The sequence below is a fragment of the Oxalicibacterium faecigallinarum genome (assembly GCF_014635705.1).
GTDB lineage: Bacteria > Pseudomonadota > Gammaproteobacteria > Burkholderiales > Burkholderiaceae_D > Oxalicibacterium > Oxalicibacterium faecigallinarum.
Genome location: NZ_BMDI01000001.1, coordinates 778,562 through 802,568, shown reverse-complemented (window position 1 = coordinate 802,568; position 24,007 = coordinate 778,562). Strand labels below are relative to the sequence as shown.

Below are 24,007 nucleotides of genomic sequence, written 5' to 3'. Positions count from 1 at the left end.
GGAGGCGACATCATGTTTGAAAGACTGATTCGCTTCGCCATCGACCAGCGCTGGCTGGTCATGCTGCTGGTGCTTGGCATGTCTGCACTCGGTATCTACAACTACCAGCGGCTGGCGATTGATGCCGTACCGGATATCACCAACGTGCAGGTACAGATCAATACATCCACGCCCGGTTACTCGCCACTGGAAACCGAACAACGCATCACCTATCCGCTTGAAACTGTTCTTTCCGGTTTGCCTGGACTGGAGCAGACGCGCTCGCTGTCGCGTTACGGCCTGTCGCAGATCACCGTCATCTTCAAGGACGGTACCGATATCTACTTTGCGCGGCAGATGGTCAGCGAACGTTTGCAGGAAGCGCGTCAAAGCCTGCCACCCAATATCTCACCGACCATGGGGCCGATTTCAACCGGTCTTGGGGAAATCTACCTGTGGACGGTCGAAGCAGCGGATGATGCACGCAAGCCGGACGGTACGCCTTATACGCCGACCGATCTGCGCGAGATTCAGGACTGGATCATCAAGCCACAGTTACGCAATGTACGGGGTGTTACCGAGGTGAATGCGATTGGCGGCTTCGCGCGTGAGTATCAGGTGGCGCCGGTGCCGGAGCGCTTGGCATCGTACGGATTGACCCTGCAGGATGTGGTGCTGGCGCTGGAGAGCAACAACGCCAACGTCGGTGCCGGTTACATCGAGAAGAATGGCGAGCAGTTGCTGATCCGTACACCGGGCCAAGTATCGACGATGGAAGATATCGGCAACATCATTCTTGGCAACAGTGCCGGCATTCCGATCCGGATTCGGGATGTGGGCGAAGTCGGTCTGGGGCGCGAGTTGCGAACCGGTGCCGCAACAGAGAATGGTCGTGAAACCGTGCTGGGCACGGTATTCATGCTGATTGGCCAGAACAGTCGTGCCGTGTCGCAAGCGGTGGATGCGCGCATGCAGGAAATCAATCGCAATCTGCCGAAAGGTGTGCAGGCCGTGACCGTGTATGACCGGACCAATCTGGTCGACAAGGCAATCTCGACCGTCAAGAAGAATCTGCTGGAAGGCGCGATTCTCGTCATCGTTGTGCTGTTCCTGTTCCTCGGCAATGTGCGGGCGGCATTGATCACGGCCTTGGTGATTCCCTTGTCGATGCTATTCACGTTCACCGGAATGGTCGGCTACAAGGTCAGTGCCAATCTGATGAGTCTGGGCGCGCTCGACTTCGGCATCATTGTCGATGGTGCTGTGGTGATTGTCGAAAACTGCGTGCGACGACTTGCACATGCACAGGCAGGGTATGGCAGGACGCTCACACGCGAAGAGCGCTTCAAGGAAGTCTTTGCCGCAGCCAGAGAAGCACGTCGTCCACTGATCTATGGTCAGCTCATCATCATGGCCGTGTATCTGCCGATCTTCGCACTGACCGGTGTGGAAGGGCGCATGTTTCATCCGATGGCGTTGACGGTCGTGATTGCACTGGCGAGCGCCATGATCCTGTCGATCACCTTTGTGCCGGCCGCAGTGGCCTTGTTCATTGGTGAGCGCGTGGCGGAAAAGGAAAACTTCCTGATGACCAAGGCGCGCAACTGGTATGCACCGGTACTGGATCGCGTGATGGAGAACAAACCGGTTGTGCTGACCTTTGCGGTTGTGCTGGTCATCGTTTCCGGCTTGCTGGCGACGCGTGTGGGCAGCGAGTTCGCGCCCAATCTGAACGAAGGCGATGTGGCGATTCAGGTACTGCGTGCACCCGGCACCAGTCTGTCGCAATCGGTACTGATGCAGCAGCAGCTCGAGAAAGCCTTGCTGAACGCACACCCGGAGATCGAGCGTGTGTTTGCGCGGACGGGCACGGCAGAGATTGCCTCCGACCCGATGCCGCCAAACATCAGCGACACACTCGTGATGCTGAAGCCGAAGGATCAATGGCCTGAACCAAGACAGTCACACGCCGAGCTGGTTACCGCGATGCAGAGGACTGCCGCATCCATTCCGGGCAGCAATTACGAGTTTTCACAACCGATCCAGCTGCGCTTCAATGAGTTGATCTCCGGTGTGCGTAGTGATGTGGCAGTCAAACTGTTTGGTGACGACATGGATGTCCTCAACAAAACGGCCGAGACCATTGCGGATGCCTTGCGCAGCGTCACTGGTGCATCCGAAGTCAAGGTTGAGCAGACGACTGGTTTGCCCGTGCTGACGGTCGAAATCGATCGCGTCAAAACATCGCGCTACGGTTTGAACGTGGCCGATGTCCAGGCGGCCATTGCAACCGCGATTGGCGGCACCGAAGCCGGTACGGTATTCCAGGGGGATCGTCGATTCGACATCGTGGTGCGTCTGCCGGATCGTGTACGTCAGGATCTGGATGCCATCTCGCGCCTGCCGATCGCCTTGCCGCGCGGTGCCAATGGTGCGGATGGCGCAGGTGCTGCCGCGGTGCGCTTCATTCCTCTGGGCGAAGTGGCAAGTCTGTCGGTTGCGCCGGGACCGAATCAGGTCAGTCGTGAAGATGGCAAGCGTCGGATCGTGGTCAGTGCCAATGTGCGTGGCCGCGATATGGGCTCGTTTGTTCGGGAAGCGGAAGAGCGGCTGCGTGAGACGGTTGAGATTCCGGCCGGTTACTGGACCACATGGGGTGGACAGTTCGAGCAATTGCAATCCGCAACAGCGCGGTTGCAGGTCGTGATTCCGTTGGCTTTGCTGATCGTACTGACGTTACTGTTCTCCATGTTCGGCAATCTGCGTGATGGTTTGCTGGTGTTCAGTGGTATTCCGTTTGCATTGACTGGCGGCATCATTGCCTTGTGGTTGCGTGGGATTCCCTTGTCCATTTCCGCAGCGGTGGGATTTATCGCCTTGTCCGGTGTTGCCGTGCTGAACGGCCTGGTGATGATTTCCTTTATTCGTACCTTGCGGGAGGAAGGCAGGGCAGTGGCCGAGGCGGTGCGTGAGGGTGCGTTGACGCGCTTGCGTCCGGTGTTGATGACGGCACTGGTCGCGTCACTCGGCTTCGTACCAATGGCGCTGGCGACGGGAACCGGGGCCGAGGTGCAACGGCCACTGGCGACGGTCGTGATTGGGGGCATCCTGTCGTCCACCTTCCTTACGTTGCTGGTGTTACCGCTACTGTATCGACTGGCTTACCGGAATGAAGGGCGCACAGGCTGATCGGCATACATTTCTTTTGAAGCAAGGAAAGGCGCGGATTGGCAACAATCACGCGCTTTTTCTTTGTTCTTCGCGTGATGGGGTGTTGCTTGCAAGCGCACTGACCCTGGTGTGGGCATGGTTTCAATTGCAGGAGTGGCTGATTCCTCTTAAAATAGCAACGATAATTGTTCTCATTTGTATTTATTCCTGATATGCCGGTTTATTCACGCCGGCATTCTCCTTATTTCCAAAGAAGGATGTATTCATGAAACGTCTCGCATTGCTGCCGCTGATTTCCGCCTTGATGTTTGCTGGTTCCGCTCAGGCGCACCAGGTCTGGCTTGAACAAAATGCCAAAAGCGCAAGCCTCTATTTCGGTGAATTTGGTGAAAACCTGCGTGAAACATCGCCTGGCTTGCTCGACAAATTTGTAAAGCCAAGCGCGACGCTGGTTGGTGCAAAAGGCGAACAGGCACTGACTCTGACGAAAGGCGAGAAATCGTATGTGCTGTCGGGACGTGCAGGCAAGAATGAAACGATCTATGCAGAAGAAGCCAACTATCCAGTCATTGAGCGCAAGGAGGGTGACAAGATTGTCTCGCGCATGATCTGGACGCCTGCAGCCCGTCTGATCACATCCAATGCAGCCGTCGAGCCGAAACTGACACTGGATATCGTGCCGACCGGCAAGCAGGGCGAATTCAAAGTGACCTACAAAGGTCAGCCGCTGCCGAAGGCAAAAGTCGGCATCATCGTGCAGTCGGGTTGGGGCAAGGAAGCCTACTCGGATGAGCAGGGGCTCGTCGATTTCGACACGCCATGGGCCGGCACCTATGTGCTGGAAGTGCATCACACCGACAAAACACCGGGTGAACGCAATGGTGCTGCTTACGATTCAGCCAGCTTTGTGACGACCTTGTCCTTGACGCAGCCAACCGGCGTCAAGGCATTGCCGGCCCCTCCGGCTGCAACGCCGAACAAGTGATTGCGGGTCGTTGAGTCAACATGAAATCGAATGAAGGACTGCGCTATCGCGTGGGCGTGGCTTCGCGTGCCATCGCTGCCATTCTGGGTGGCTACGCACTCGCGGCAGTGTCTACCGCCATGATGGCGCTCGCTTTGCCGATGGCGCGGGCAGATGCAGTACTGACCGCCACACTGCTATCGTTCACTGTCTATGTTTGTGCCGTCATCTGGGTATTTGCGGCGCGCGATGCCGTGCGTGCCTGGTTGGGAATTGGTGTGCCGACGTTGTTGCTCGGGCTTGGTGTCATGGCGTTGCGGAGTGCGGGATGAAAGAGGGATTTCGCCAGTCGATGGCGTGGTTGCACACATGGTCCGGCTTGCTGGTGTGCTGGATCTTGTTGCTCGTATTTACGGCAGGAACATCGGCGTACTACCGCGATGAGATTTCATTGTGGATGAAGCCGGAGCTGCACGAAGCTGCAGCAGCGAAAGTCAGCAGTGCGGTTGCGATCGAAAACGCGATCCGCACCATGGAAAAAGAGGCGGGGACTGCGTCGCGCTGGTTCATTAGCGCACCGAGTGATCGCAACCCGGCCGTGTCGGCAGGTTACTCCTTGCCCCCAGCGCCGGGTGAAAAAGGTCGCGGCAAGTTCGTACGTCAGGAACTGGACCCTGCTACCGGTGCGCCGATGGCCGAACCGCGTGAAACGCGTGGCGGTGATTTCCTGTATCGCCTTCATTTCGATCTGCATTACATGCCTGTTCTATGGGCGCGCTGGCTGGTCGGCTTTTGCGCCATGTTCATGCTGGCGGCGATCATCAGTGGCGTGATCACGCATAAGCGCATCTTCAAGGATTTCTTTACCTTCCGCCCGAAAAAAGGTCAGCGTTCTTGGCTTGATGCACACAATGCTGTCGCTGTACTGGCATTGCCGTATCACCTGATGATTACCTACACCGGCCTGATTACGCTGATGTTCATGTACATGCCGGCAGGTGTACAGGTTGCGTATAACGGCGATCAAAAGACTTTCCAGTCGGAAGTATTTCCAGGTGCAGAGAACAAGAAGCCGGCTGGCGTGACTGCACCATTGGCACCGCTTGGTCCGATGATTGCCCAAGCCCAAAAGCATTGGGGTGGTGGCGAGATTGATCGCATCACCGTCAACAATCCGGGTGATGCCAATGCGACCGTCAACATCTCGCGCCAGCAAGGACAGAAACTGTCGTCCTTGCGGCAGGCAGTCCAGTTTGATGGCGTGACCGGTGCAATGACGTCAAGCACCGGCGATGTGCCAAGTGGGGCCGCTGAATCGCGCGGTGTTCTGATGGGCCTGCATCTGGCCGGCTTTGCCGATCCGTTGTTGCGCTTTCTGTTTTTTATCTGCGGTCTGGCGGGTTGCGCGATGGTTGCGACCGGGGCCTTGCTGTGGGCGGTGAAGAAACGTCAGGAATCTGCCAAGGTATTGGCCAAAGGTGGCAAGGTCGGTTTTGGTCTGCGACTGGTTGAAGGTTTGAATCTTGGCGCGATTGGTGGCTTGCCGATTGCCTACGCAAGTTACTTCTGGGCCAATCGTCTACTGCCGGTTGGCATGGAAAAGCGTGTCGAGGCAGAAATCAGCTGGTTCTTCATTCCTTTGGCGGTGGTCATGGTTATCGGGTTGGTACGTGCCACACGCGGCATGTGGCAGGTCGTGCTGGGCGTGGGTGGTGCGATGTTCATGGCTTTACCGGTACTGAATGTGTTCACCACGCAGTCCCATCTTGGCGTCACCCTGCTGCAAGGCAAAGGGCCGTGGCCGGTCGTTGGTTTCGACCTGTTTGCTCTGGTATTTGGTGTTGCTCTGCTGTATGCAGTGCGCCATTTGCAGAAAAAGAAAACCGCATTGAAGTCAGTCGCCAAGACGCGTCCGCAACCCGCTCAATCTGTCGTCGAAGGTGATGAACTTGTGACGCGGGAGGCAACATGACCGGCTTCGGATTTGTCGCCAGCCTTGCATTGGCATATGCAGGCTGGACTGCCTTGAGCGTGGGTATGGATCGGCACTACGCGGATATCCACGGCCGCGGCAAGGAGCCTGACCGAAAGACGCGCAATGTCTGTCGTCTGCTCGGTACGATTGCCTTGTTGCTGACGTTTGCGGTCAGCGTGCGTTTACAGGGCTGGACGGTTGGCAGCGTGCTCTGTCTGGGTACGATGACAGCCGGCGCACTGATGCTGGTGCTGCTGTTGACGTATGCCCCGCAACGAGCGATTGGGTTGGGGCGGGGCGCAAGCATCGCTGCCTTGATTTTCGGGATAATCTGGTTGGCCTGGTAAGCCGGGCGATCATTGAAAAGCGAGCTTTCGAGCTCGCTTTTTTGTTGGGAGCTGATGATTTCCCGTCCATGGCAGGCAGCGTATCTTTTGCATCGCTGACGGCATGACTCGGGACAGCGTATAACTCAAAACGCTTATCAATTTCCGCGCAGGCCTTAGCGTATTGATCTGCCCCGTGGCAATCTAGGAAAATCCCTAGATGCGAATCAGGTAATCCCGATTTTCCACGGGACGTTTGATCCGTATGCTCATCTTCCATGAACCCGATTCCTGGAGCCGCGATGAGAAGCACCCGTCCCGTCAGTTACGCCGAGCATGGCATGGTTGCCACCGCGCACTATCTTGGCACGGGTGCCGCACTGGATGTGTTAAAGGAAGGCGGCACGGCGGTTGATGCTGCCATCTGCGCTGCCGCCACATTGAGCGTGGTTTTGCCTCATATGATCGGAATCGGTGGCGATGCCTTCTGGCTGATTCATGACGCACGCTCGAATTCACTGTCCGCATTGAACGGCAGCGGAACCTGCGGTCGCAATATTTCCCTCAACGATTATCAGGGTCTGGATGCGATTCCGCATCGCGGTCCGCGTGCAGCGATTACGGTGCCGGGCGCCGTCGATAGCTGGGGCCTTGCCCATGCGCGTTTCGGTACCCTGCCATTATCGCGTTTGCTCGAACCTGCTATTCGTTATGCGAGGGAAGGCGTGGCGGTTACACAGGACATCAGCCAATGGATTGCGGATGATGCCGACGTATTTCGTCAGGACCCGGGTTCGGCGGATATCTTCCTGAAGAACGGACAGGCGTATCGCCCCGGGGAACGTCTCAAGCAGACCGCATTGGCTGATACGCTGGAAGGCATTGCCAGACATGGTACACGTCACTTCTACGAACAGACTGCGCATTCCATCGTCGACTATCTGAAGCAGCAGGGGGGCTTGCTGACCATCGCAGACTTCCAGCAGTACCACGCCAAGTGGGTGGCACCGATTTCGACCAGTTATCGCGATGTGCAGGTGTATCAGGTACCGCCACCTTCGCAGGGCATCGCCGGATTGCTGATACTGAATTTTCTCAATGGAATCGATTTCAGCGGTATCAAGTATGACTCGCCTGAGTACTACAACGCGATGATTCAGGCGATCAAGTGGGCGTTCAACAAGCGCGACCGCTATCTGACTGATCCCGATTTTTACAATATCCCAATCGAGAAATTGCTTGATCCTGCCTTGGCAAATGCAGAACGCGACGAATGGCTGAACGACACGCAACGCACGCATGAGAATCGTGCAGGCGGCAGTGATACAACTTTCATCAGCATAGCGGATCGCTATGGTAATGCGGTCGGTCTCGTGCAGAGTTTGTATTTCGACTTCGGTGCGTGTGTGACCGATCCGGGTTCGGGCGTGTTGATGCAGAACCGCGGCAGTTTCTTTTCGCTGCAACCCGATCATCCTAACGTGCTCAAGGCAGGCAAGCAAAGTGCCTCTACGCTGATGTCCGGCATGGCATTCAAGAACGGCAAGCCGTTCATGGTGTACGGGACGCAGGGTGGTGAGGTGCAACCGCAGACACAGACGTCGGTACTGACCCGTGTGGTCGATTTCGGACTGAATGTGCAGCAGGCGATTGATGCGCCGCGCGTGTTGTATGGACGTTCTTGGGGCGATGACGGCAATCGTTTATTGCTGGAGTCTGCCGTGCCGGCTTCTACGTTCACGGCGCTGCAGGGACAAGGACATCCGGCTGAGTCGGCGCAGTGGCCGTATCCGCGCATGGGAACGGCACAGGCAGTGCGCTTGCCGGGGCCATGGTCCGCATTTTTTGAAGGCGGTGCAGATCCGCGTGGCGAGGGGATTGCATTGGGTTTCTAGTGGTTTTATCCAAAGGAGATGGTGATGGAGATGGACCTGTTAGTACGCAATGTGCGCATCTGGGACGATAAGCCCTTGATGGACATTGGCGTGAAAGGCGGAAAGATCGTCGCAATCGAAGAAGGCCTTGAAGCCTCCGCGACGCAAACAATCGATGCGCAGGGAAGAGCGGTCATTCCAGGGCTGGTAGAACCGCATCTGCATATTGAGAAGGCATTTTTGCATCGGCGCATGCCACCGGTGCAAGGGACCCTCGACGAGGCAATTCGCGTCACGGGCATCCTCAAGGGCAAGCAGGAACGCAAGGATGTGCTGGCACGTTCGCGCCAGATTCTTGACATGGCTGTCAAAAACGGCACGGTCGCGATTCGTGCGCATCCCGATGTTGATCTGATTCAGGGATTGATCGGTGTCGAAACGCTGGTCGAGCTGCAGGATGAATATCGTGATCTGCTCGATATCCAGATCGTGGCGTTTCCGCAGGAAGGCATACTCAAATCACCGGGTACGACCGAACTCATGGAGCAGGCGGTCAAGATGGGTGCCGATGTAATCGGTGGTTGTCCATACAACGAACTGTCATGGGACGATACCAAACGTCATATCGATATCGTCTTCGAGATGGCACAGAAGCACGACATGCCGATCGACATGCACGCCGATTTTTCGGACGAATGCAAGGATCAGCGTTTTGCAGCAACGGCTTACATTGCACAGAAGACCATTGATACCGGTTACAACGGTCGTGTCTCGCTGGGGCACGTGACCAGTCTGGGTTCGATGGAGCCGGATCAGTTGAAACCCGTGATCGAGCTGTTGCAGAAGGCCGACGTCAGCATGGTGACCTTGCCGGCGACCGATCTTTATCTCGGTGGCCGCAATGACACGAAGAATCGTCGACGTGGTTTGACGCCGGTGCGTGCCTTGCAGGAGGGGGGCGTCAACGTTGCCTACTCTTCCAACAACATTCGCAATGCATTCACGCCATTTGGCAAGGCCGACATGCTCGTGATCGGAAGCATGCTGGCGCACGCGATCTCGTACGGTACCCCTGCACATCAGGCTGCGATTCTCGAGATGGGAACAACGAATGCCGCGCGATCCATCGGTATCGGTAGCGATTACGGGATTGCAGTCGGCAAGCAGGCCGATCTTGTCATTCTCGATACCTATGCCGTGGCTGACGTGCTGCTGGATATGCCGCCGCGCTCATGGGTAATCAAGCGCGGCAAGGTCACCGTTACGACGCACTACCACTGCGAGATTCACGGGCGTGGCTGTTGCGGTCACGACCATGCACAAGAACACAAGCACGATCAAACAGAAAAGAAAACTGCAAAAAATTAAAACTGCGCAGTCCAACAGGAGACAAACATGAAAAAGCCACCACACGAAGTCGTTGCATCGCTGCTCGCCGTTACCACCGTACTTATGGTTCAACTGCCATGGCATCTGCCGGTCTGGGCAATCTTTATCAGCTGGGCGGGCACATTCGCCATGGGCGGGCCGTCGCCGGAAAATCTCAAGCGCATCTGGCCGACATTGCCGATTGGCTCCATCGCCGGTTTTCTGGTGGTCACAGGATTCGGCATCGCCGGTCAGCATTTCTCGGGCAGCAGCCTGGTCATCGCCGAGATGATCATTCTGTTTTGTCTGAACGCCGGCATGATGTTGCTTGCACGTTTGCCGGGCCTTGGTTTTATTCCCGGCATGTTCTTCGGCTTTGCCTCGTTCTTTGCCACCATGTTCGGCGGCTTTGGTCCAACGCCGAAAGATCCCTTGTCTGCGCTCGGCATCGTGATTGTGATGAATGCCATCGGTCCGCTCTACGCATGGATCACGGCCAACTTCTCGCATCGTCATACGCCACTGAAAAATACCTTCCCTGAAAAGGTACACGGCGAAGTACACGCACGTCACAAGGCTTGATTGAGCAAAGGAGATGCTATGGAACACAAGACAAGGTTTGCAGAGATGACACGTCGCAGTTTTCTGACTGCATCGGGTGCGCTTGCTCTCGGCTCGGTGGCCCCGATGGCGCTGAGCCGGGAGGGCACCGACAAGAACGGTCTGGCGCAATCGACCAAGGGCATGGCGACCAGTCCGCATGAGTTGGCAACGCAGGCCGGACAGCGTGTGTTGCAGGAGGGAGGAAATGCGATCGAAGCCGCTGTTGCAATCGCCGCCTGCCTCAATGTGACTTACCCGCATTTTTCAGGCTTTGGCGGTGATGGTTTCATGATCATCAGTGACAGCAACGGTAAGGTGCGTACCTTGTCCGGTATCGGACAGGCACCGGCTGTGTTGCCGCAATACGGCAACAGCATTCCGGTACGCGGTGCCGCCTCCATGCTGACGACGGCGGCCAATGTGGATACCTTGGGCAAGGCATTCGATATCAGTCGCAACGAACTGGGCGGCAAGCGCAGCTGGGCCGAGTTATTGACGCCTGCGATCGGTTTGGCGCGTAACGGTTTTCCGGTCACACCATCCGAGCGTTTCTGGATGGATTTTCGGCAGAAGGAGCTGACCGATCTGCCTGCCATCGCACATCATTTCATGCAGGATGGCAAGGCGCCCGAGATCGGCGCGACGTTCCGTCAGCCACAATTGGCCGATACGCTGGAGACCTTGGCAGCACGCGGCTATCGCGATTTTTATGAAGGCCAGTTGGCAGAGCGTATCGCCAGAGGCCTGCGCGAAGCCGGTTCACCGATTACGGCAAGCGATCTCGCAAAAACGCAGGCACGTGTGGAAGCGCCATTGCAGGTCGCTTATCGTGAAGGTTTCCTGCTTGCGAATCAGCCTCCGACGCAGGGCATGACGACGCTGGAAATCATGGGTATCCTCAATCAGTTCGATCTGCGGAAGATGCGCGAGGGCAGTGCCGACTACTATCACCTGCTGGTCGAAGCGGTGAAGCAGGCCTTCATTGACCGTAATCGGTATGTCGCCGATCCGGAGTTTGTGGATGTGCCGGTCGCGAAGCTGCTCTCCACCGAGCACCTGAAGAAACGCGCGCAGGCGATCGACATGAAAAAGGCACTGGCCTGGCCGCATGTCTTCCGTACCGGCGATACCGTGTTTATCGGTGCAGCAGATGCGTATGGCAATGCAGTCTCGATGTTGCAAACGGTGTATTTCGATTGGGGCAGCGGCGTGATGGCCGGCGATACGGGGATTCTCTGGCATAACCGTGGTGCGTCGTTCAGCCTCAAGCCCGGACATCCAAACGAACTCAAGCCCGGCAAGCGTCCGTTCCATACGCTCAATCCGGGCATGTTTATGCAGAATGGCAAGCCGCGGATTTTGTATGGAACGCAAGGTGCCGATGGCCAGCCACAAACGCTGACGGCGATTCTGACGCGCATGATCGATTACGGTCTGGATCCTTATACGGCGCTTTCCAAGCCGCGTTTTCTGCTTGGAAAAACCTTCTCGGATACGCGCGATACGCTCAAGCTGGAACAGGATGCAGGCGAGGAGGTATTTGCAGAGCTGGCCAAGCGTGGGCACGAGATCAGTACATTGCCGGCACAAAGCCCGCTGTCCGGTCATCCGGGTGCGATTGTGATTGATGCATCAGGCAAGAAATTCTCTGGTGCACACGATCCGCGCAGCGATGGTCGTGCATTAGCGGTGTAAAACAGGGTGAATGTAAAGGACAGGCTGGCCTGTCCTTTTTTATTCTGTATTTTCCGTAAATGCGCGATGTATGGGGCTGCACGATGTAGCAATTGATCGTACAGTGTAAGAAAAACATGGAGATCAGGCATGACGCATCATGACGATGAGCTGCAACGGGCCATCCTCAACAATATCCCCGATCAGGCTTGGCTCAAGGATGTGGAGTCGCGTTACATTCTCGTCAATGATGCCTTCATGGCTGCCTGCCAGAAGAGCGAAGCGGAAATCATCGGCAAGACGCCGGACGAAGTCTGGCCAGTTGCGTGGGGCGAGAAATACAAGATTTCGGACCGGCAAGTCATGCAGAGCGGTCAGCGATATCGCTATGAAGAGCAACGCCGTGGCGCCGATGGTCATATGCGGTGGTATGACACGATCAAGACGCCGATCTACAACGAGTCGGGCGAGGTGATCGGCACGACCGGCATTTCGCGTGACATCACCGACCGCAAGAGCGCTGAACAGGCCTTGCTGGAATCACGGACCCAATTGCGCGAACTGTCTGCCTACCTGCAATCCGTACGCGAGGAAGAGCGCACACGCATAGCGCGCGAACTGCATGATGAATTGGGGCAGTCACTGACGGCAATCCGTATCGGTCTGGACGTGATTGATGCTCAACCCGGCATGCCGGATCAATCCCGACAGCAACAGGTAAAACGCTTGCAGGCGATCGCCGGCTCGACGATGGAATCGGTGCAACGCATCGCCGCCGACTTGCGCCCGCAGATGCTGGATGAACTGGGCTTGCATGCGGCAGTGGATTGGTTGCTCGAATCGTTTTCTGAACGAACCGGTATCGCCTATGCCTTGCATACACCTGCGCTGCCAGACGATGTGTCCTCTGATATCAGCACTGCGATCTTTCGTGTCTTGCAGGAGGCATTGACCAACGTCAGCCGGCACAGCAAGGCAAGTCATGTCGACGTGGCGATTGATGTGGATGGGGCAGTGCTCGTGATGCAGATTGCCGACAACGGTCGCGGTATCGAGCCGTCCACCATACGTAGTAAAGGGTTGGGGCTGGTCGGCATGCGCGAACGCGTCTTCATGCTTGGCGGGCGTCTTGAAGTGGAGAGCCAGTCTGGTGAAGGCACGCGGATTCTTGTTCATATTCCATTGCATGCAGCGACTGACGGAGGTGCACCATGATCCGCATCATCATTGCAGACGATCACGCCATCATTCGTGACGGCCTTAAACAGATTATTTCCTTTGTGCCCGAGATGCAGGTTGTGGGTGAGGCCGGTGATGGTGATGAAGTATTGCAGAAAGTACGCACCTGTCAGTTCGAGGTGTTATTGCTCGACATGTCGATGCCCGGCCGTAGCGGCATTGCATTGATTCAGCAATTGCATGCCTTGCAGCCTGCATTGCCGATCCTGATCCTCAGCATGCATCAGGAAAGTCAGTATGCCGTGCAGGCCATGCGTGCCGGCGCCTCTGGTTATATTTCAAAGAACACGGCATCGAGTCAGTTGATTGAAGGCATACGTGCTGTCGCAAAGGGAGAGACCTACGTGTCTCCGGAAATATCTGCCAAGCTGATTCGGCAGATGCACAAGCGGGAAGAGGCTTTGCCGCATACGCAACTGACGGCGCGTGAGTTTCAGATCTTTAACATGTTGGTCGAAGGTCATGCGGTAAACGATATCGCCAAGATACTTTCCCTAAGCAACAAGACCATCAGCACGCACAAAGCGGCCATCCTGCAAAAGATGGATGCGACAACTACCACGCATCTGGTGCATTACGCGCTCAAGCATGGCTTGATCGATGAAGCCTGATTTTCATTGACTTGTCGTTAGCGACTGCCCCAGAAGCCTGCATTCAACATGATTTTACTTGGCAAGGTTTTCACTTTGACGGGAAGGATGACTTCTGCTATCGATCCCAACTTGTATTTTTTACTATCGACTCATGTATTTTTGACCTTGTGAGGCCTATCTAACAAAGAATTTTCAGAGGGACGTGTTCAAATTGACTGTCAGAACGAGAGTCAAGTATATGAAATGCACAGTCCTCATTGTCGATGACGAAATCGAAATTCTCGAAGTCATGAAAGAGCTGCTGACGTATCACGGCTTCCGTGCGATCACAGCCGCATCCGTCAAGGAAGCGCGTATCGCGCTTGAAAGTGAATCGATTGACCTGGTGCTCAGCGATGTATTGATGCCCGAGGCGACAGGGACGGTACTTCGTCGATACATGCAAAACGACGAGAGATATCAGGGCATCCCATTTGTCTTTATTACCGCGTTTGCACCTACGTCAGAAGCTTTATCTGGGCCTGTGCTTGGAAAGCCGTTTCAAACGGAAGACCTGTTGACTTTGATCGACAAGGTTTTATCGGCAACGTATCGCGTACCTTATTATTCGGCGTATGCATCCTCGCGATCTGTTTCAAATGATGTCTATCACTAGTGTGGTGTGATTGGCATACGGGCATAGCCATCAAGGTCACCATGTGAATCGATCAAAGCAACGTGGCTAGCCTTCATTTTTCTTCTGACAATATTCTTTAGCTTCGCTTTTCCCCATCCCCCACCATCGTGGCAGCAGGTCCAGTACTTTTTCCCTTCCGAATCGATCATCCATCAGATGAATGACGCCTTGGTCCTGCTGTGTACGAATGACGCGCCCAGCGGCCTGTACGACCTTCTGTAAGCCGGGATACAGATACATGTAGTCGTAGCCATCACCAAAAGATTCCTGCATGCGATAGCGCATCTGTTCGTTGATTTCATTGACTTGCGGCAGTCCGAGCGTCGCGATAAATGCACCGATCAGGCGATTGCCTGGCAGGTCAATGCCTTCTGCAAAAGCGCCGCCCAAGACGGCGAAGCCAATGCCATTACCGTCTGGCGTAAAGCGATCAAGAAACGCCTTGCGCTCATCTTCCGCCATACGACGCGATTGTTGCCAGACAGGGATATCGGGATAGCGTTCTACAAACAAGGTGCAGACCTTGTTTAGATAATCGAAACTGCTGAAGAAAGCGAGGTAGTTGCCAGCTTGTGTGCTGTATTGCCGTGCGATCAGATCGACAATTGCCGATAAGGAGTGTTCACGATCCTGATAGCGGGTAGAAATTGTGTGAGCGATGTGGACGGAAAGCTGTCTTGTTTCAAACGGCGCTTCGACTTCAATCCAGACTGTATTGTCCGGCATGCCCAACGTGTCGGCATAAAAATGCCAAGGACTGAGCGTCGCCGAGAACAGCGTGCATGCATGCGAGCTGGTAAAGTGCTTCTGCAAAAAAGGGGCCGGGATTACATTGCGCAGGCAAAGCCGGCCATTCTTGCGACCGCCTTGTGCATTCGTCTTGGTAATGTCAAACAGTGAATGGTCACCAAAACATTCTGCCAGACGTGTGAAGTGCAAGGCATCGAAATAGAACTGTTGCAAGTCAGCATGCATGCTCTCCGGATTTTCTGCAATGAAGTCGGCGATATCGGCGCCGACTTGCTGGAGCGAGAGCAGAAACTTGCTGCTGATCCCGGCATGCACCTGATAGTCGCTCGTTTGTTCAGCGTGTAACGCTTGCCATTGTCGATGGAGGCGATCAAGCGGGCCCTTGAGTGACTTGGGTGCCGTCTGCCGCAATGAACGAAACTGCTGTTGATCCAGTTCGGCGGAGTACATTTTGCGGGCACGTTCGAGCAAATTGTGGGCTTCGTCGATCAACAGGCTGATGCGCCACTGGTTCTCAGTCGTCAGCGCGTAAAGCATGGCACTGCCGTCAAAGTAATAGTTGTAATCCCCAATGACTACATCGCTCCAGCGTGCCAGTTCCTGACTGAGATAGTAGGGACATACCTGGTGGGCCAGCGCGATGGCGCGCAGGCTGGCCTGATTGAGCATGACGACACGGACTGCCGCCTGCCGTGCCTGACCAACACGGTCATAAAAGCCTTTGGCCAGCGGACATGACTGGCCATGGCACGCCTTGTCCGGATGCTCGCAGGATTTGTCGCGCGCGACCAGTTCGAGCACGCGCAAGGGCGAAGCGGGTTGATGCTGCCGGATAAGGTGAATGGCATCCAGCGCCAATGCACGGCCAGAGGTCTTGGCGGTGAGGAAGAAAAGCTTGTCGATTTTTTGCGTGGCGCTGGCTTTCAGCAAGGGAAAGATGGTGCCGATGGTCTTGCCAATGCCAGTCGATGCCTGGGCCATCAGACATCTGCCGGCCACTGCTGATTTGTAGACGGCTTCTGCAAGTTGCCGCTGACCTTGCCGGAAATCTGCATGCGGAAAAGTCAGGCTGGTCAAGGCGGCATCGCGCACAGTGCGATGTTGTACTTCCTGTTCTGCCCAGGCGATGAAGTCTTCACAGTGTTCCTCGAAGTACTGTTGCAGCATGCTGGCGGTACAGGTTTCGACCAGTACGGTTTCCTTCTGTGTACCGATATCGTAGTAGACCAGCGCGGTCTCGATTTCTGCAAGGCTGCGCGACTGACACAGCAACCATCCGTAGATGCGTACTTGCGCCCAGTGCAGATGCCGGTGATTGTCCGGCATTTTTTCCAAGTCGCCACGGAAGGTCTTGATTTCTTCCACCCGGTTTCGTTTTGGATCATAGCCATCTGCGCGGCCACGGACGTGCAGTTGTTTGTAGTCACCGGACAGACTGACTTCAGATTCGTAATGTTTGGCACGACGGGAGGTTACGGTGGTGTGCCCGGCCATACCTTCCAAGGCAGAAGGCGAGGGTGTGAAGCGTAGATCGAGGTCCCCTTGTTTGGCTGTGAATTCGCACAAGGCGCGTACGGCTACGGTATAGATCCGGCCTTTGTCGGGATCCGATGCATCGTCACGCATATGGCAGATACCATCCGTCATGCCGCTTCTTCCCATTGCACGTAGCAGACAGCAACAGGCATTGCATGTGCGACACAGTATTCCAGCCAGCGGATCTGGTTGTCTTGCAGACGATCACGGGGGCCTTTGACCTCCAGCATGCGGTACCGGTTTTCTTGCGGCCAGAACTGGATCAGATCAGGAAAACCCGAGCGGTTGGAGGGAATGTCAAGCAGGATGCGTTCAAACCATTTTCTTAGATGGGCAGCAGGCAGACAGGAGAGCGCCAGTGTCAGCAGGGCTTCGTCCATTGCATGCCAGAAAACAAACGGCGACTGGATGCCGTGCTTGGTATGAAATGTTTGCAGTATCGCATCTCGATACGCATCACTATCAAGTTGCGCCAGACATGCGTCAAACAGTACAGCGCGACGCGAATAAAAATCGGGACTATGCAAATCGGCCGGACCATGATGAAACGGATGGAAGAACGCACCTGGCAGAGGCGCGAAAATCGCCGGCCAGCACAACAGGCCGAACAGGGAATTGATTAAGGTGTTTTCCACATACAGCGTCGGCGCACGTTCGCAAGAGTAATGCTTGCACACCAGATGTTCGACGCTGGTTGGCTGTGCGGGGTAGGGCAGCACCAGATTGAATTGCTCGATCGCTGCACGTTTGACCGGTAGGTGTTTGACAAGCCCGCGCTTCTTGATCAAACGTGGCAGGATGCGCTGCAGGGATTGATGTTCGGCCTCGCTCTCTGGTATCTGGCTGGCGAGCTGTGCCAGCGTATAGGCTGCATCGATTTCATGACAACGTTCCAGAACGCGAATCTGACGCAGGCGCGCACCTGGATAGCGGCATTGCCGATAGATGGTCAGGGCGGTGTCGGTTTCGCCACAGCGCTCATATTGATAGGCGAGCTTGAATAGCAGTTTGTTGCGACGGCTTTCGATCCACGGATTGGTAGAAGGCGTATTCGGGATCTTTGACAGGATGTCATCAAGCGCCTCGCCCTGATCAAAGCATTCGCGACAATTGTGCAGATGAAGATAATCGTCCACATCCTGGCGTGACAGAAAGCCACGCGCCGTATCAGTCAGTTCGACCTGCTCGTAACGATAAATTCCCAGATCGGACAGCACGAATTCCGACCAGTTCTGATGCAGATTGCCAAAGAACATGAGACGCAGTCGTTCGCACCAATTTGTAATGCATACCTGATATACCTTGTCATCCAGACGTGTCGACCACGCCGAAAATGCGCGCGATTCGGAAAACGTATCTCGCACATGCTCCAGTAAGTCAGCCTTGCGTGCCGACTTTGCGTGCGTCTCGAACTTGAATGTATCAAGCACCTCTGCTTTTTTCAGCAGGCCAAACAGCTCTTCAATGGAGATGACAGGGTTGGGCACCACCCAGCCTTGGGCGATCAAGGGTTGTACGGCTGCATCTGAACAGCCAATCTCGTCGTAACGAAGTTTGCTGCTGCGGAAAAGCGTCCCTTTGCGCATGACCATGCGCACCAGCAAGGCCTGGGAAACCTGCGGTAATCGGGAAAAACGTTCGATAAAATCCTGCTCTTCGCTTACGAGCAGATCGCTGTAGCGTTGAGTGATCCAATCCAGTACGCGCCGGAAGTTATCCAGGTAATACAAAGGGTTCGGCTGATCGGTCAAGATGATGGTCATGCTCGGCTATGCTTCAGATTAATGCCGACAGTGATAGTCACGAGGCGGGAGCTGCGCATTGTCCCGTCCGCCTGCTTGTGAATCGACGCGACAAATCAGGATTAAATAATCACCAGGTCTCATCGACGGTGATTTTCACTGGCAATCGTTAAATACTGTTTATATGTACAGTATAAACCAATCGCATGAATTTGCCATTTAAGGAGAGGAAATGCAGCGAAGGCGGCAAATGGATAGAGAAGAAATTTGATTTGCGATAAAAAACGGCGCTGAAGAGCGCCGTTTTTTATAGAGTCTTGCTAACCGAATGTAACGAACATTGCAGACGACCATATCTTTGCATCATCGCGCTGGCGTGCATGCAGATAGACAGGACGATGGCCAAATTCTGCATTCTTCGGATCGATCGTCAAGGAGCCGGTCAAGGAGATCGGCAATGCCTTTTCGGTCAAACGTTCCAGTGCAAGGAAGAGTTCGGTGCCGCCAAGTTCCTGACGTAATGCACCGCCTGCCATCAGTTCTTCGCCGCTTATCTCCCACACGAATTCCGGCGCATGCACGAAAGGATTTCGTTTGAGCGGATCACCAACCTTGACGTAGCTGTCAATTGTTCCCTCGATACGAATCTTGCAATTACGCAGATTATTGAGGTCGATTTCGATACTATCGGCATCGCCATAAGTATCGCTACGAAAACCGATATCGGTTGCACCTTCTCGCCAGCAGGTTTCTTCACCGTGCTCGAAACCATGTGACTGGAAGCGATTGATGATGCCATTTGTGATCGTGATGCGACCGCGCCAGGAAGCCCAGCGGTAGCGATCCGGCACGCGTGCGCCACCCCAACGCAGGCGAATGAGGCGATCCGAGTAACCGAGTTCTTGATGCAAATTGCGTTTCCAGATCAGTCCCGTATGGTCATAGGCTGCAATCTCATCCCATCCGGTGGTGCCGAGCAACTTGTAATCGATCTCTAGCGGCCCCTGCTGCGTGAATTCATCGCCTTGCCGGTGTTGCCCGGCAGTGACCAGCAAGGCGGTATGTTCACCGGTGGTTGCCCATGTATGGCGATTGCGTAACGCACGACCGATGCTCTTGCGGTCGAGCGTGTCTGCAATGATGCCAGTCAAGCCGCCGTGTACACCAAACACTTGGGTGCCAGGCGGGCCGCCACCTGGACGTCCGCGATGCTCATCGCCGCTGGCTGCGACGCCGATACGATATCCGCGTGAAATGACGTCCTGGTACAACCAGCCAAAGTGACCCCATGCCGATGCGATTTCAACGAGGCGTTCAAGTTCCGGATGATGCCAGTCGGGGATGTAACGACGGCCACCGACATGCGGCATGATCAAGTGATGCTGAGGATCATGCAGGTAGGCGTCCCATAGTTCTTCCACCGGCCAGCGACCTGTTTCGACAGCGCTGCCTTTCATGTCCTCGTTCCAGAGGAATGTGCGGTTATGTTCGCCGCGCGCGTTGTAAGGGAATCCCGGCTTGTCGTCGCCAAGGAACACGACGTTGTGATCGCCACCTGCGGTCGAACTTCCGCACCACTCCTGAACCGGATAGCAGACAAACCGTCCGGGTTCGTTGAATTCCTCGACAGTGCTCACGCCAAGTTGCCAGTTCTCGTCCGTAATCTGGAAATCATTGGCCGTGTAGCCCAGTACGTCCATGCCGCCAATGTCGCGCGCATAGGCCGCATTGCTGGCCGGACTGTTGGTGCCAACGGTATCGCTGGCATGTACGTGCAGATCGGCATAGAAGGAACGCGGTGCCGGATAATCGTCGTCAATGTCCAGATAGGCCGTTGCCGGCTTGACTGCCGGGAGTCCCGATGTTTCTGCAACGATGGTTAATGTGCCGCGCACGCTTGGCAAATCATCGATTCCTATGCTTGCCCAGCCTTCTGAAGGAAATGCATGGGTGCGTGAATAGACTTGATGACCTTTGGCATCGAAGGCCTTCAGCAAAAGATCACCACCTTGCGCGGTACATGCATTGCCCCAGCGATCCTGCAGCGAAACGCGGAACGGTGCGACCTCTCCTGTTTTCGAAAAGCGAGAACCGGCAATCAGAATACGCGCCGGATCACCTGCCACCATATCGATCACGATATCGCCGGGAACGGCCGCAAAACGCGATGTGCCGAGTGGGTCGACATAGCAGCGGAAACGGAAGCGATCTTCGGTAAACGTCTGTACACGTGTGCCTGGCCCACCGCCACGTCGATCACCAAGCCGAATGATGATGTGGTCGCCCGCATTCAGGTAGCCGTCTACGACATCGACGATGATCGCTTTTTGAAAGGGACGTTCGTGACCTTTCTGGTCAAAGCGCACCGCTAGCGACTGCACGGTTGCCGGGCTCTGGCCAGCTACCAGTGGACCAGCCTGATATTCGGCACTCACGTAGTTGGCTGCCGAAGGATCGCTCGTTTGAAACAAGGCCCAGTCCGAGTAGAACTTGAAGGTCGTCTTGAACCAGCCGCCATCGGCAAGTCCGGCAGCACCGACTTCATAGTCGATCACGATCTCGTTCCAGCTGCCGGTTTCCAGCTGCGAGACATTGCAGTTTACGCGACCGACAAATGGCAATTGCTTGTTACGTTCGTATAGCCCCTGCGGCGCATAATGCGGGCCGAGTCTTTCGCGTAATGCCTGATACTGCACAGAAAGGGAAGATGTTTTATCGCTCATAAAATACTTTCGTCGATCAGCGATGCCGATCACATGGGTGAAGATTAGTGACTGCGCCAGACTTGGTAATGGCGTTCGATCCTTCGAAACACGAGGCTTTCGGCCAGCCAGGCAATGAGGCCGATCAGTACGATGCCAAGCAGAACCTGGCTGGCATTTCCGATCTGACCACCGGTCGATACCATCCAGCCGATGCCTTGCGAGGCGCCGATCATTTCAGCGGCGACCAGGGCACGCCATGCCTGGCTAAAGCCCACACGCAATGCGGTTGTGAATGCAGGCAGTGAAGCAGGGAAGTACACGTGCACCAGCAATTGCATGCGGTTCGCACCCAGAATGCGTGCTGCGCGTACTTCGCCACCCCGAATGGCCTGTACGCCATCCTGGATCGCCAACGTCATCGGACATACGGCCGCAATGAAGATCACGCTGACGATCGATAGATAACCGAGTCCGAAGATGATCATCGTCAACGGCGCCCACGCAATCGGTGGAATCGCCATAAAAAGGCTGTTGAGCGGTGTGAGAAAACTGCGGAATGCAGGCGATATGCCGGCGGTAACACCAAGCAAGACTGCCGCCACGATAGCGGCAAAAAAACCGCCAAGCTCTTCCAGAAGACTGGTGCCTAGATGCGGCCATAGTTTGCCGTCACCCAGCCAGCGCCATCCTTCCACGGCAACTTCCCAGGGCTGCGGAAGAATATAGGAAGGAAAACGCGTAGCAATGAGACTCCATAGCAAAACAAGGGCGGGTAACGAAGCCCAACCCCAGGAAGGACGTGGAAGACGCATCTTAGTTCTGTCGTGCAGCAGCAGGTTTGGCCGGGGCTTGTACTGCGCGCTGCTGCCATGACGTGTCAATGAACTCGGTCGCCTTGAGGTCTTTGTTCAGGAAGCCCAATGAGCGCGAGTAGTTGATCAGACGCTGAATGAATTGCAGATCGGTATTTTCGATACGATCCGACCATCCGATCCGCTTGCGTGCTTCTTCGATCACCTTGACCGGTGCAATTTCACGGCCATCAGCCGTCTTCACCGGCGCAATCTCGAACGCTTCTGCCAGGATACGATTTGCTTCATCCGGATGCTTGTTCAAAAAATCGATTGCACGATGATGTGCGCGGAGCACTTTGAGCACATCGTCAGGACGTTGCGCCAATGTGCGAGGCATGCCCATCACGATATACCACGGATATTCCGGAATGGCTTTGTTGACATCCAGCACGACCCGGCTGGTGCCGCGTAATAGCGCTGTCGAGATGAAAGGCTCCCATGTGAATGCGGCATCCACAAGATTGCGGTCGAGCGCTGCTGTCATGTTGCCTGCCGGCATACTGACCACATTGATGTCGCGATCAGGCTCGAGGCCAGATGCCTCTTTCAGTACGTAACCGCGCAGCAGGACGTCCATGCCACTACCTTTGGCAATACCAGCGATCTTGCCACCTTTCAGATCTTTTACTTCCTTGATCTTGCTGTCGGCTTGCGTGATCACGGCAGCCTGACCATAGTTGACCTTGGCCAGAATGCGACTATTCAATCCGCGTGCATACCACTGGTAGACAGGCGGTACGCCAATGTAGGCCATATCGAGTTCACCAGAGGAGAGTGCTTGTTGCACGACAGGGCCATCGCCAAAGGATTTGATTTCGACATTGACACCTTCTTCACGGAAAAATCCCTTGCGGTCGGCAATCACTGCGGGCGCATTACCAAGTGCATATACCCAGCCGATACGCAAGGGTTTATCTTGTGCATGCGTACTCAGACTGGCGCCAAGAAAGGAAAGGCCGAGCGTGGCCGAGAGAAGAAGCTTGGTGGTTCTCATAAGGTGCTTTCGAAAATGAAATGAGGTATGAACGAAGCAACAGGTCGTGCTGCGGTGGATATCTTGTCCAGTAATGAGGTGCTGTATTCGTGGAAAAGCGGCAGACGACGCGTCTCTATCTGCGTCCGCGGACGTGGCAAGGCGATAGGAAGTTCGTGCTGAAGGCCGGCGGGAGCGGTACCTAGCACCAGCACGCGGTCGGCAAGAAAGACGGCTTCGTCAATGTCATGCGTAATAAAGACAACCGTTTGACCTAAGGTGGACCAGAGTCTCAACAACTCTTCGTTCATGAGTTGACGAGAAATTGCATCCAGTGCCGCAAACGGCTCATCCATCAAGAGGAGTGATGGTTCCATCGCCAGCGTGCGTGCGAGCGAAACGCGTTGCTGCATGCCACCTGACAATTCGTGCGGCAGTTTTGATTCTGCATGCGCCAGACCAACCATATCCAGATAATGGCGCGCCTTTTCCAGCTGCTCTGTTGTCGAGCCTCTTTCTCCCATGCGAAGGCCAAATCGCACATTGTCGAGTGCGCTCAGCCAGGGGAACAGTTGCGGCGACTGGAAAACGTATCCCAGTTCCGGTGACTCCGGTTGCAGGGACTTGCCATTCAAGGTGATCTTTCCGGTTTTCGGTTGAAGAAAGCCGGAAAGCAGATTCAACAGCGTGCTTTTACCGCAGCCGGAAGGGCCAAGAAGAGCGATGAACTCACCCGGACGTGCCTCGAATGAAAAGTCATTGAATACCGTGTGTTCTTCCTGATAGGAGAAGCCGATTTTCTCAACGGTGAGGTGAGCATTGCGAGCGACAGTCATCGTGTTGGCGGGTTCTGGCAGTGATATTCGGACAAGATGAATAACGAAAATTCGGGTCATTCATGCGATTTTTGTCATAATACGTATTAATACAAGTTGGGCCAACGAAGGTTTTTGCATATTCTTATTCGCTTTCCTTTTTATATACTTGTCCGCAATGCGTAATAAT

Annotated in this window: 19 protein-coding genes; 13 read left to right on the top strand and 6 right to left on the bottom strand. The window is 55.1% G+C overall.

The annotated features are described in order from the left end of the window. Positions 1–12 precede the first annotated feature (12 nt). The 13 genes from IEV29_RS03890 (at position 13) to IEV29_RS03830 (ending at position 14,421) form a co-directional block, all read left to right on the top strand. A complete protein-coding gene (locus IEV29_RS03890) occupies positions 13–3,168 on the top strand; it encodes an efflux RND transporter permease subunit (RefSeq protein ID WP_188379942.1) in 3,156 nt (1,051 codons plus the stop codon). Further along, entirely contained in the window at positions 3,149–3,361 is a 213-nt protein-coding gene (locus IEV29_RS03885) for a hypothetical protein (RefSeq protein WP_188379941.1), read from the top strand. The genes IEV29_RS03890 and IEV29_RS03885 overlap by 20 nt, the downstream gene beginning before the upstream one ends. A gap of 54 nt (positions 3,362–3,415) precedes the next feature. After that, positions 3,416–4,135, top strand: coding sequence for a DUF4198 domain-containing protein (locus IEV29_RS03880; RefSeq protein ID WP_188379940.1), 720 nt, complete (start codon positions 3,416–3,418; stop codon positions 4,133–4,135). A 20-nt stretch (positions 4,136–4,155) separates the two neighbouring features. Further along, positions 4,156–4,446, top strand: a complete 291-nt coding sequence (locus tag IEV29_RS03875) for a DUF3649 domain-containing protein (RefSeq protein WP_188379939.1) — start codon at positions 4,156–4,158, stop codon at positions 4,444–4,446. Beyond that, the gene (locus IEV29_RS03870; RefSeq protein ID WP_188379938.1) at positions 4,443–6,086 is read left to right on the top strand and encodes a PepSY-associated TM helix domain-containing protein; all 1,644 of its coding nucleotides are present in this window, start codon (positions 4,443–4,445) and stop codon (positions 6,084–6,086) included. Before IEV29_RS03875 ends, IEV29_RS03870 begins: the two co-directional genes overlap by 4 nt. Beyond that, the gene (locus IEV29_RS03865) at positions 6,083–6,436 is read left to right on the top strand and encodes a DUF3325 domain-containing protein (protein WP_188379937.1); all 354 of its coding nucleotides are present in this window, start codon (positions 6,083–6,085) and stop codon (positions 6,434–6,436) included. Before IEV29_RS03870 ends, IEV29_RS03865 begins: the two co-directional genes overlap by 4 nt. Positions 6,437–6,717: 281 nt before the next feature. After that, positions 6,718–8,310 (top strand): gamma-glutamyltransferase, encoded by a 1,593-nt coding sequence (gene ggt / locus IEV29_RS03860; RefSeq protein WP_188379936.1) that lies wholly within the window; start codon positions 6,718–6,720, stop codon positions 8,308–8,310. A gap of 24 nt (positions 8,311–8,334) precedes the next feature. Further along, positions 8,335–9,657, top strand: a complete 1,323-nt coding sequence (locus IEV29_RS03855; protein WP_188379935.1) for an amidohydrolase family protein — start codon at positions 8,335–8,337, stop codon at positions 9,655–9,657. Between the two features lie 27 nt (positions 9,658–9,684). Further along, positions 9,685–10,239, top strand: coding sequence for a DUF1097 domain-containing protein (locus IEV29_RS03850; protein ID WP_188379934.1), 555 nt, complete (start codon positions 9,685–9,687; stop codon positions 10,237–10,239). Between the two features lie 18 nt (positions 10,240–10,257). Further along, complete coding sequence (ggt, locus tag IEV29_RS03845; protein WP_188379933.1) at positions 10,258–11,955, top strand: gamma-glutamyltransferase; 1,698 nt, start codon at positions 10,258–10,260, stop codon at positions 11,953–11,955. Between the two features lie 129 nt (positions 11,956–12,084). Further along, the gene (locus IEV29_RS03840) at positions 12,085–13,149 is read left to right on the top strand and encodes a PAS domain-containing sensor histidine kinase (protein ID WP_188379932.1); all 1,065 of its coding nucleotides are present in this window, start codon (positions 12,085–12,087) and stop codon (positions 13,147–13,149) included. Next, on the top strand, positions 13,146–13,784 hold the full coding sequence (locus IEV29_RS03835; protein ID WP_188379931.1) for a response regulator: 639 nt from the start codon (positions 13,146–13,148) through the stop codon (positions 13,782–13,784). Before IEV29_RS03840 ends, IEV29_RS03835 begins: the two co-directional genes overlap by 4 nt. A gap of 220 nt (positions 13,785–14,004) precedes the next feature. After that, the gene (locus IEV29_RS03830; RefSeq protein WP_268234302.1) at positions 14,005–14,421 is read left to right on the top strand and encodes a response regulator; all 417 of its coding nucleotides are present in this window, start codon (positions 14,005–14,007) and stop codon (positions 14,419–14,421) included. Positions 14,422–14,487: 66 nt separating this feature from the next. Here the strand turns inward: IEV29_RS03830 and IEV29_RS03825 are convergent, their stop codons facing one another. The 6 genes from IEV29_RS03825 to IEV29_RS03800 all read right to left on the bottom strand — a co-directional run bounded on the left by IEV29_RS03825 (position 14,488) and on the right by IEV29_RS03800 (position 23,838). Next, positions 14,488–16,839, bottom strand: coding sequence for an ATP-dependent DNA helicase (locus IEV29_RS03825; RefSeq protein ID WP_229726213.1), 2,352 nt, complete (start codon positions 16,837–16,839; stop codon positions 14,488–14,490). Next, the gene (locus IEV29_RS03820; RefSeq protein WP_188379929.1) at positions 16,836–18,491 is read right to left on the bottom strand and encodes a VRR-NUC domain-containing protein; all 1,656 of its coding nucleotides are present in this window, start codon (positions 18,489–18,491) and stop codon (positions 16,836–16,838) included. Before IEV29_RS03820 ends, IEV29_RS03825 begins: the two co-directional genes overlap by 4 nt. A gap of 299 nt (positions 18,492–18,790) precedes the next feature. Continuing rightward, the gene (locus IEV29_RS03815) at positions 18,791–21,193 is read right to left on the bottom strand and encodes a hypothetical protein (protein ID WP_188379928.1); all 2,403 of its coding nucleotides are present in this window, start codon (positions 21,191–21,193) and stop codon (positions 18,791–18,793) included. A 44-nt stretch (positions 21,194–21,237) separates the two neighbouring features. Next, positions 21,238–21,987 (bottom strand): ABC transporter permease, encoded by a 750-nt coding sequence (locus IEV29_RS03810; protein WP_188379927.1) that lies wholly within the window; start codon positions 21,985–21,987, stop codon positions 21,238–21,240. Between the two features lies 1 nt (position 21,988). Then, entirely contained in the window at positions 21,989–23,023 is a 1,035-nt protein-coding gene (locus IEV29_RS03805) for an ABC transporter substrate-binding protein (RefSeq protein WP_188379926.1), read from the bottom strand. Beyond that, positions 23,020–23,838 (bottom strand): ABC transporter ATP-binding protein, encoded by an 819-nt coding sequence (locus IEV29_RS03800; RefSeq protein WP_188379925.1) that lies wholly within the window; start codon positions 23,836–23,838, stop codon positions 23,020–23,022. The genes IEV29_RS03805 and IEV29_RS03800 overlap by 4 nt, the downstream gene beginning before the upstream one ends. Between the last annotated feature and the right edge of the window lie 169 nt (positions 23,839–24,007).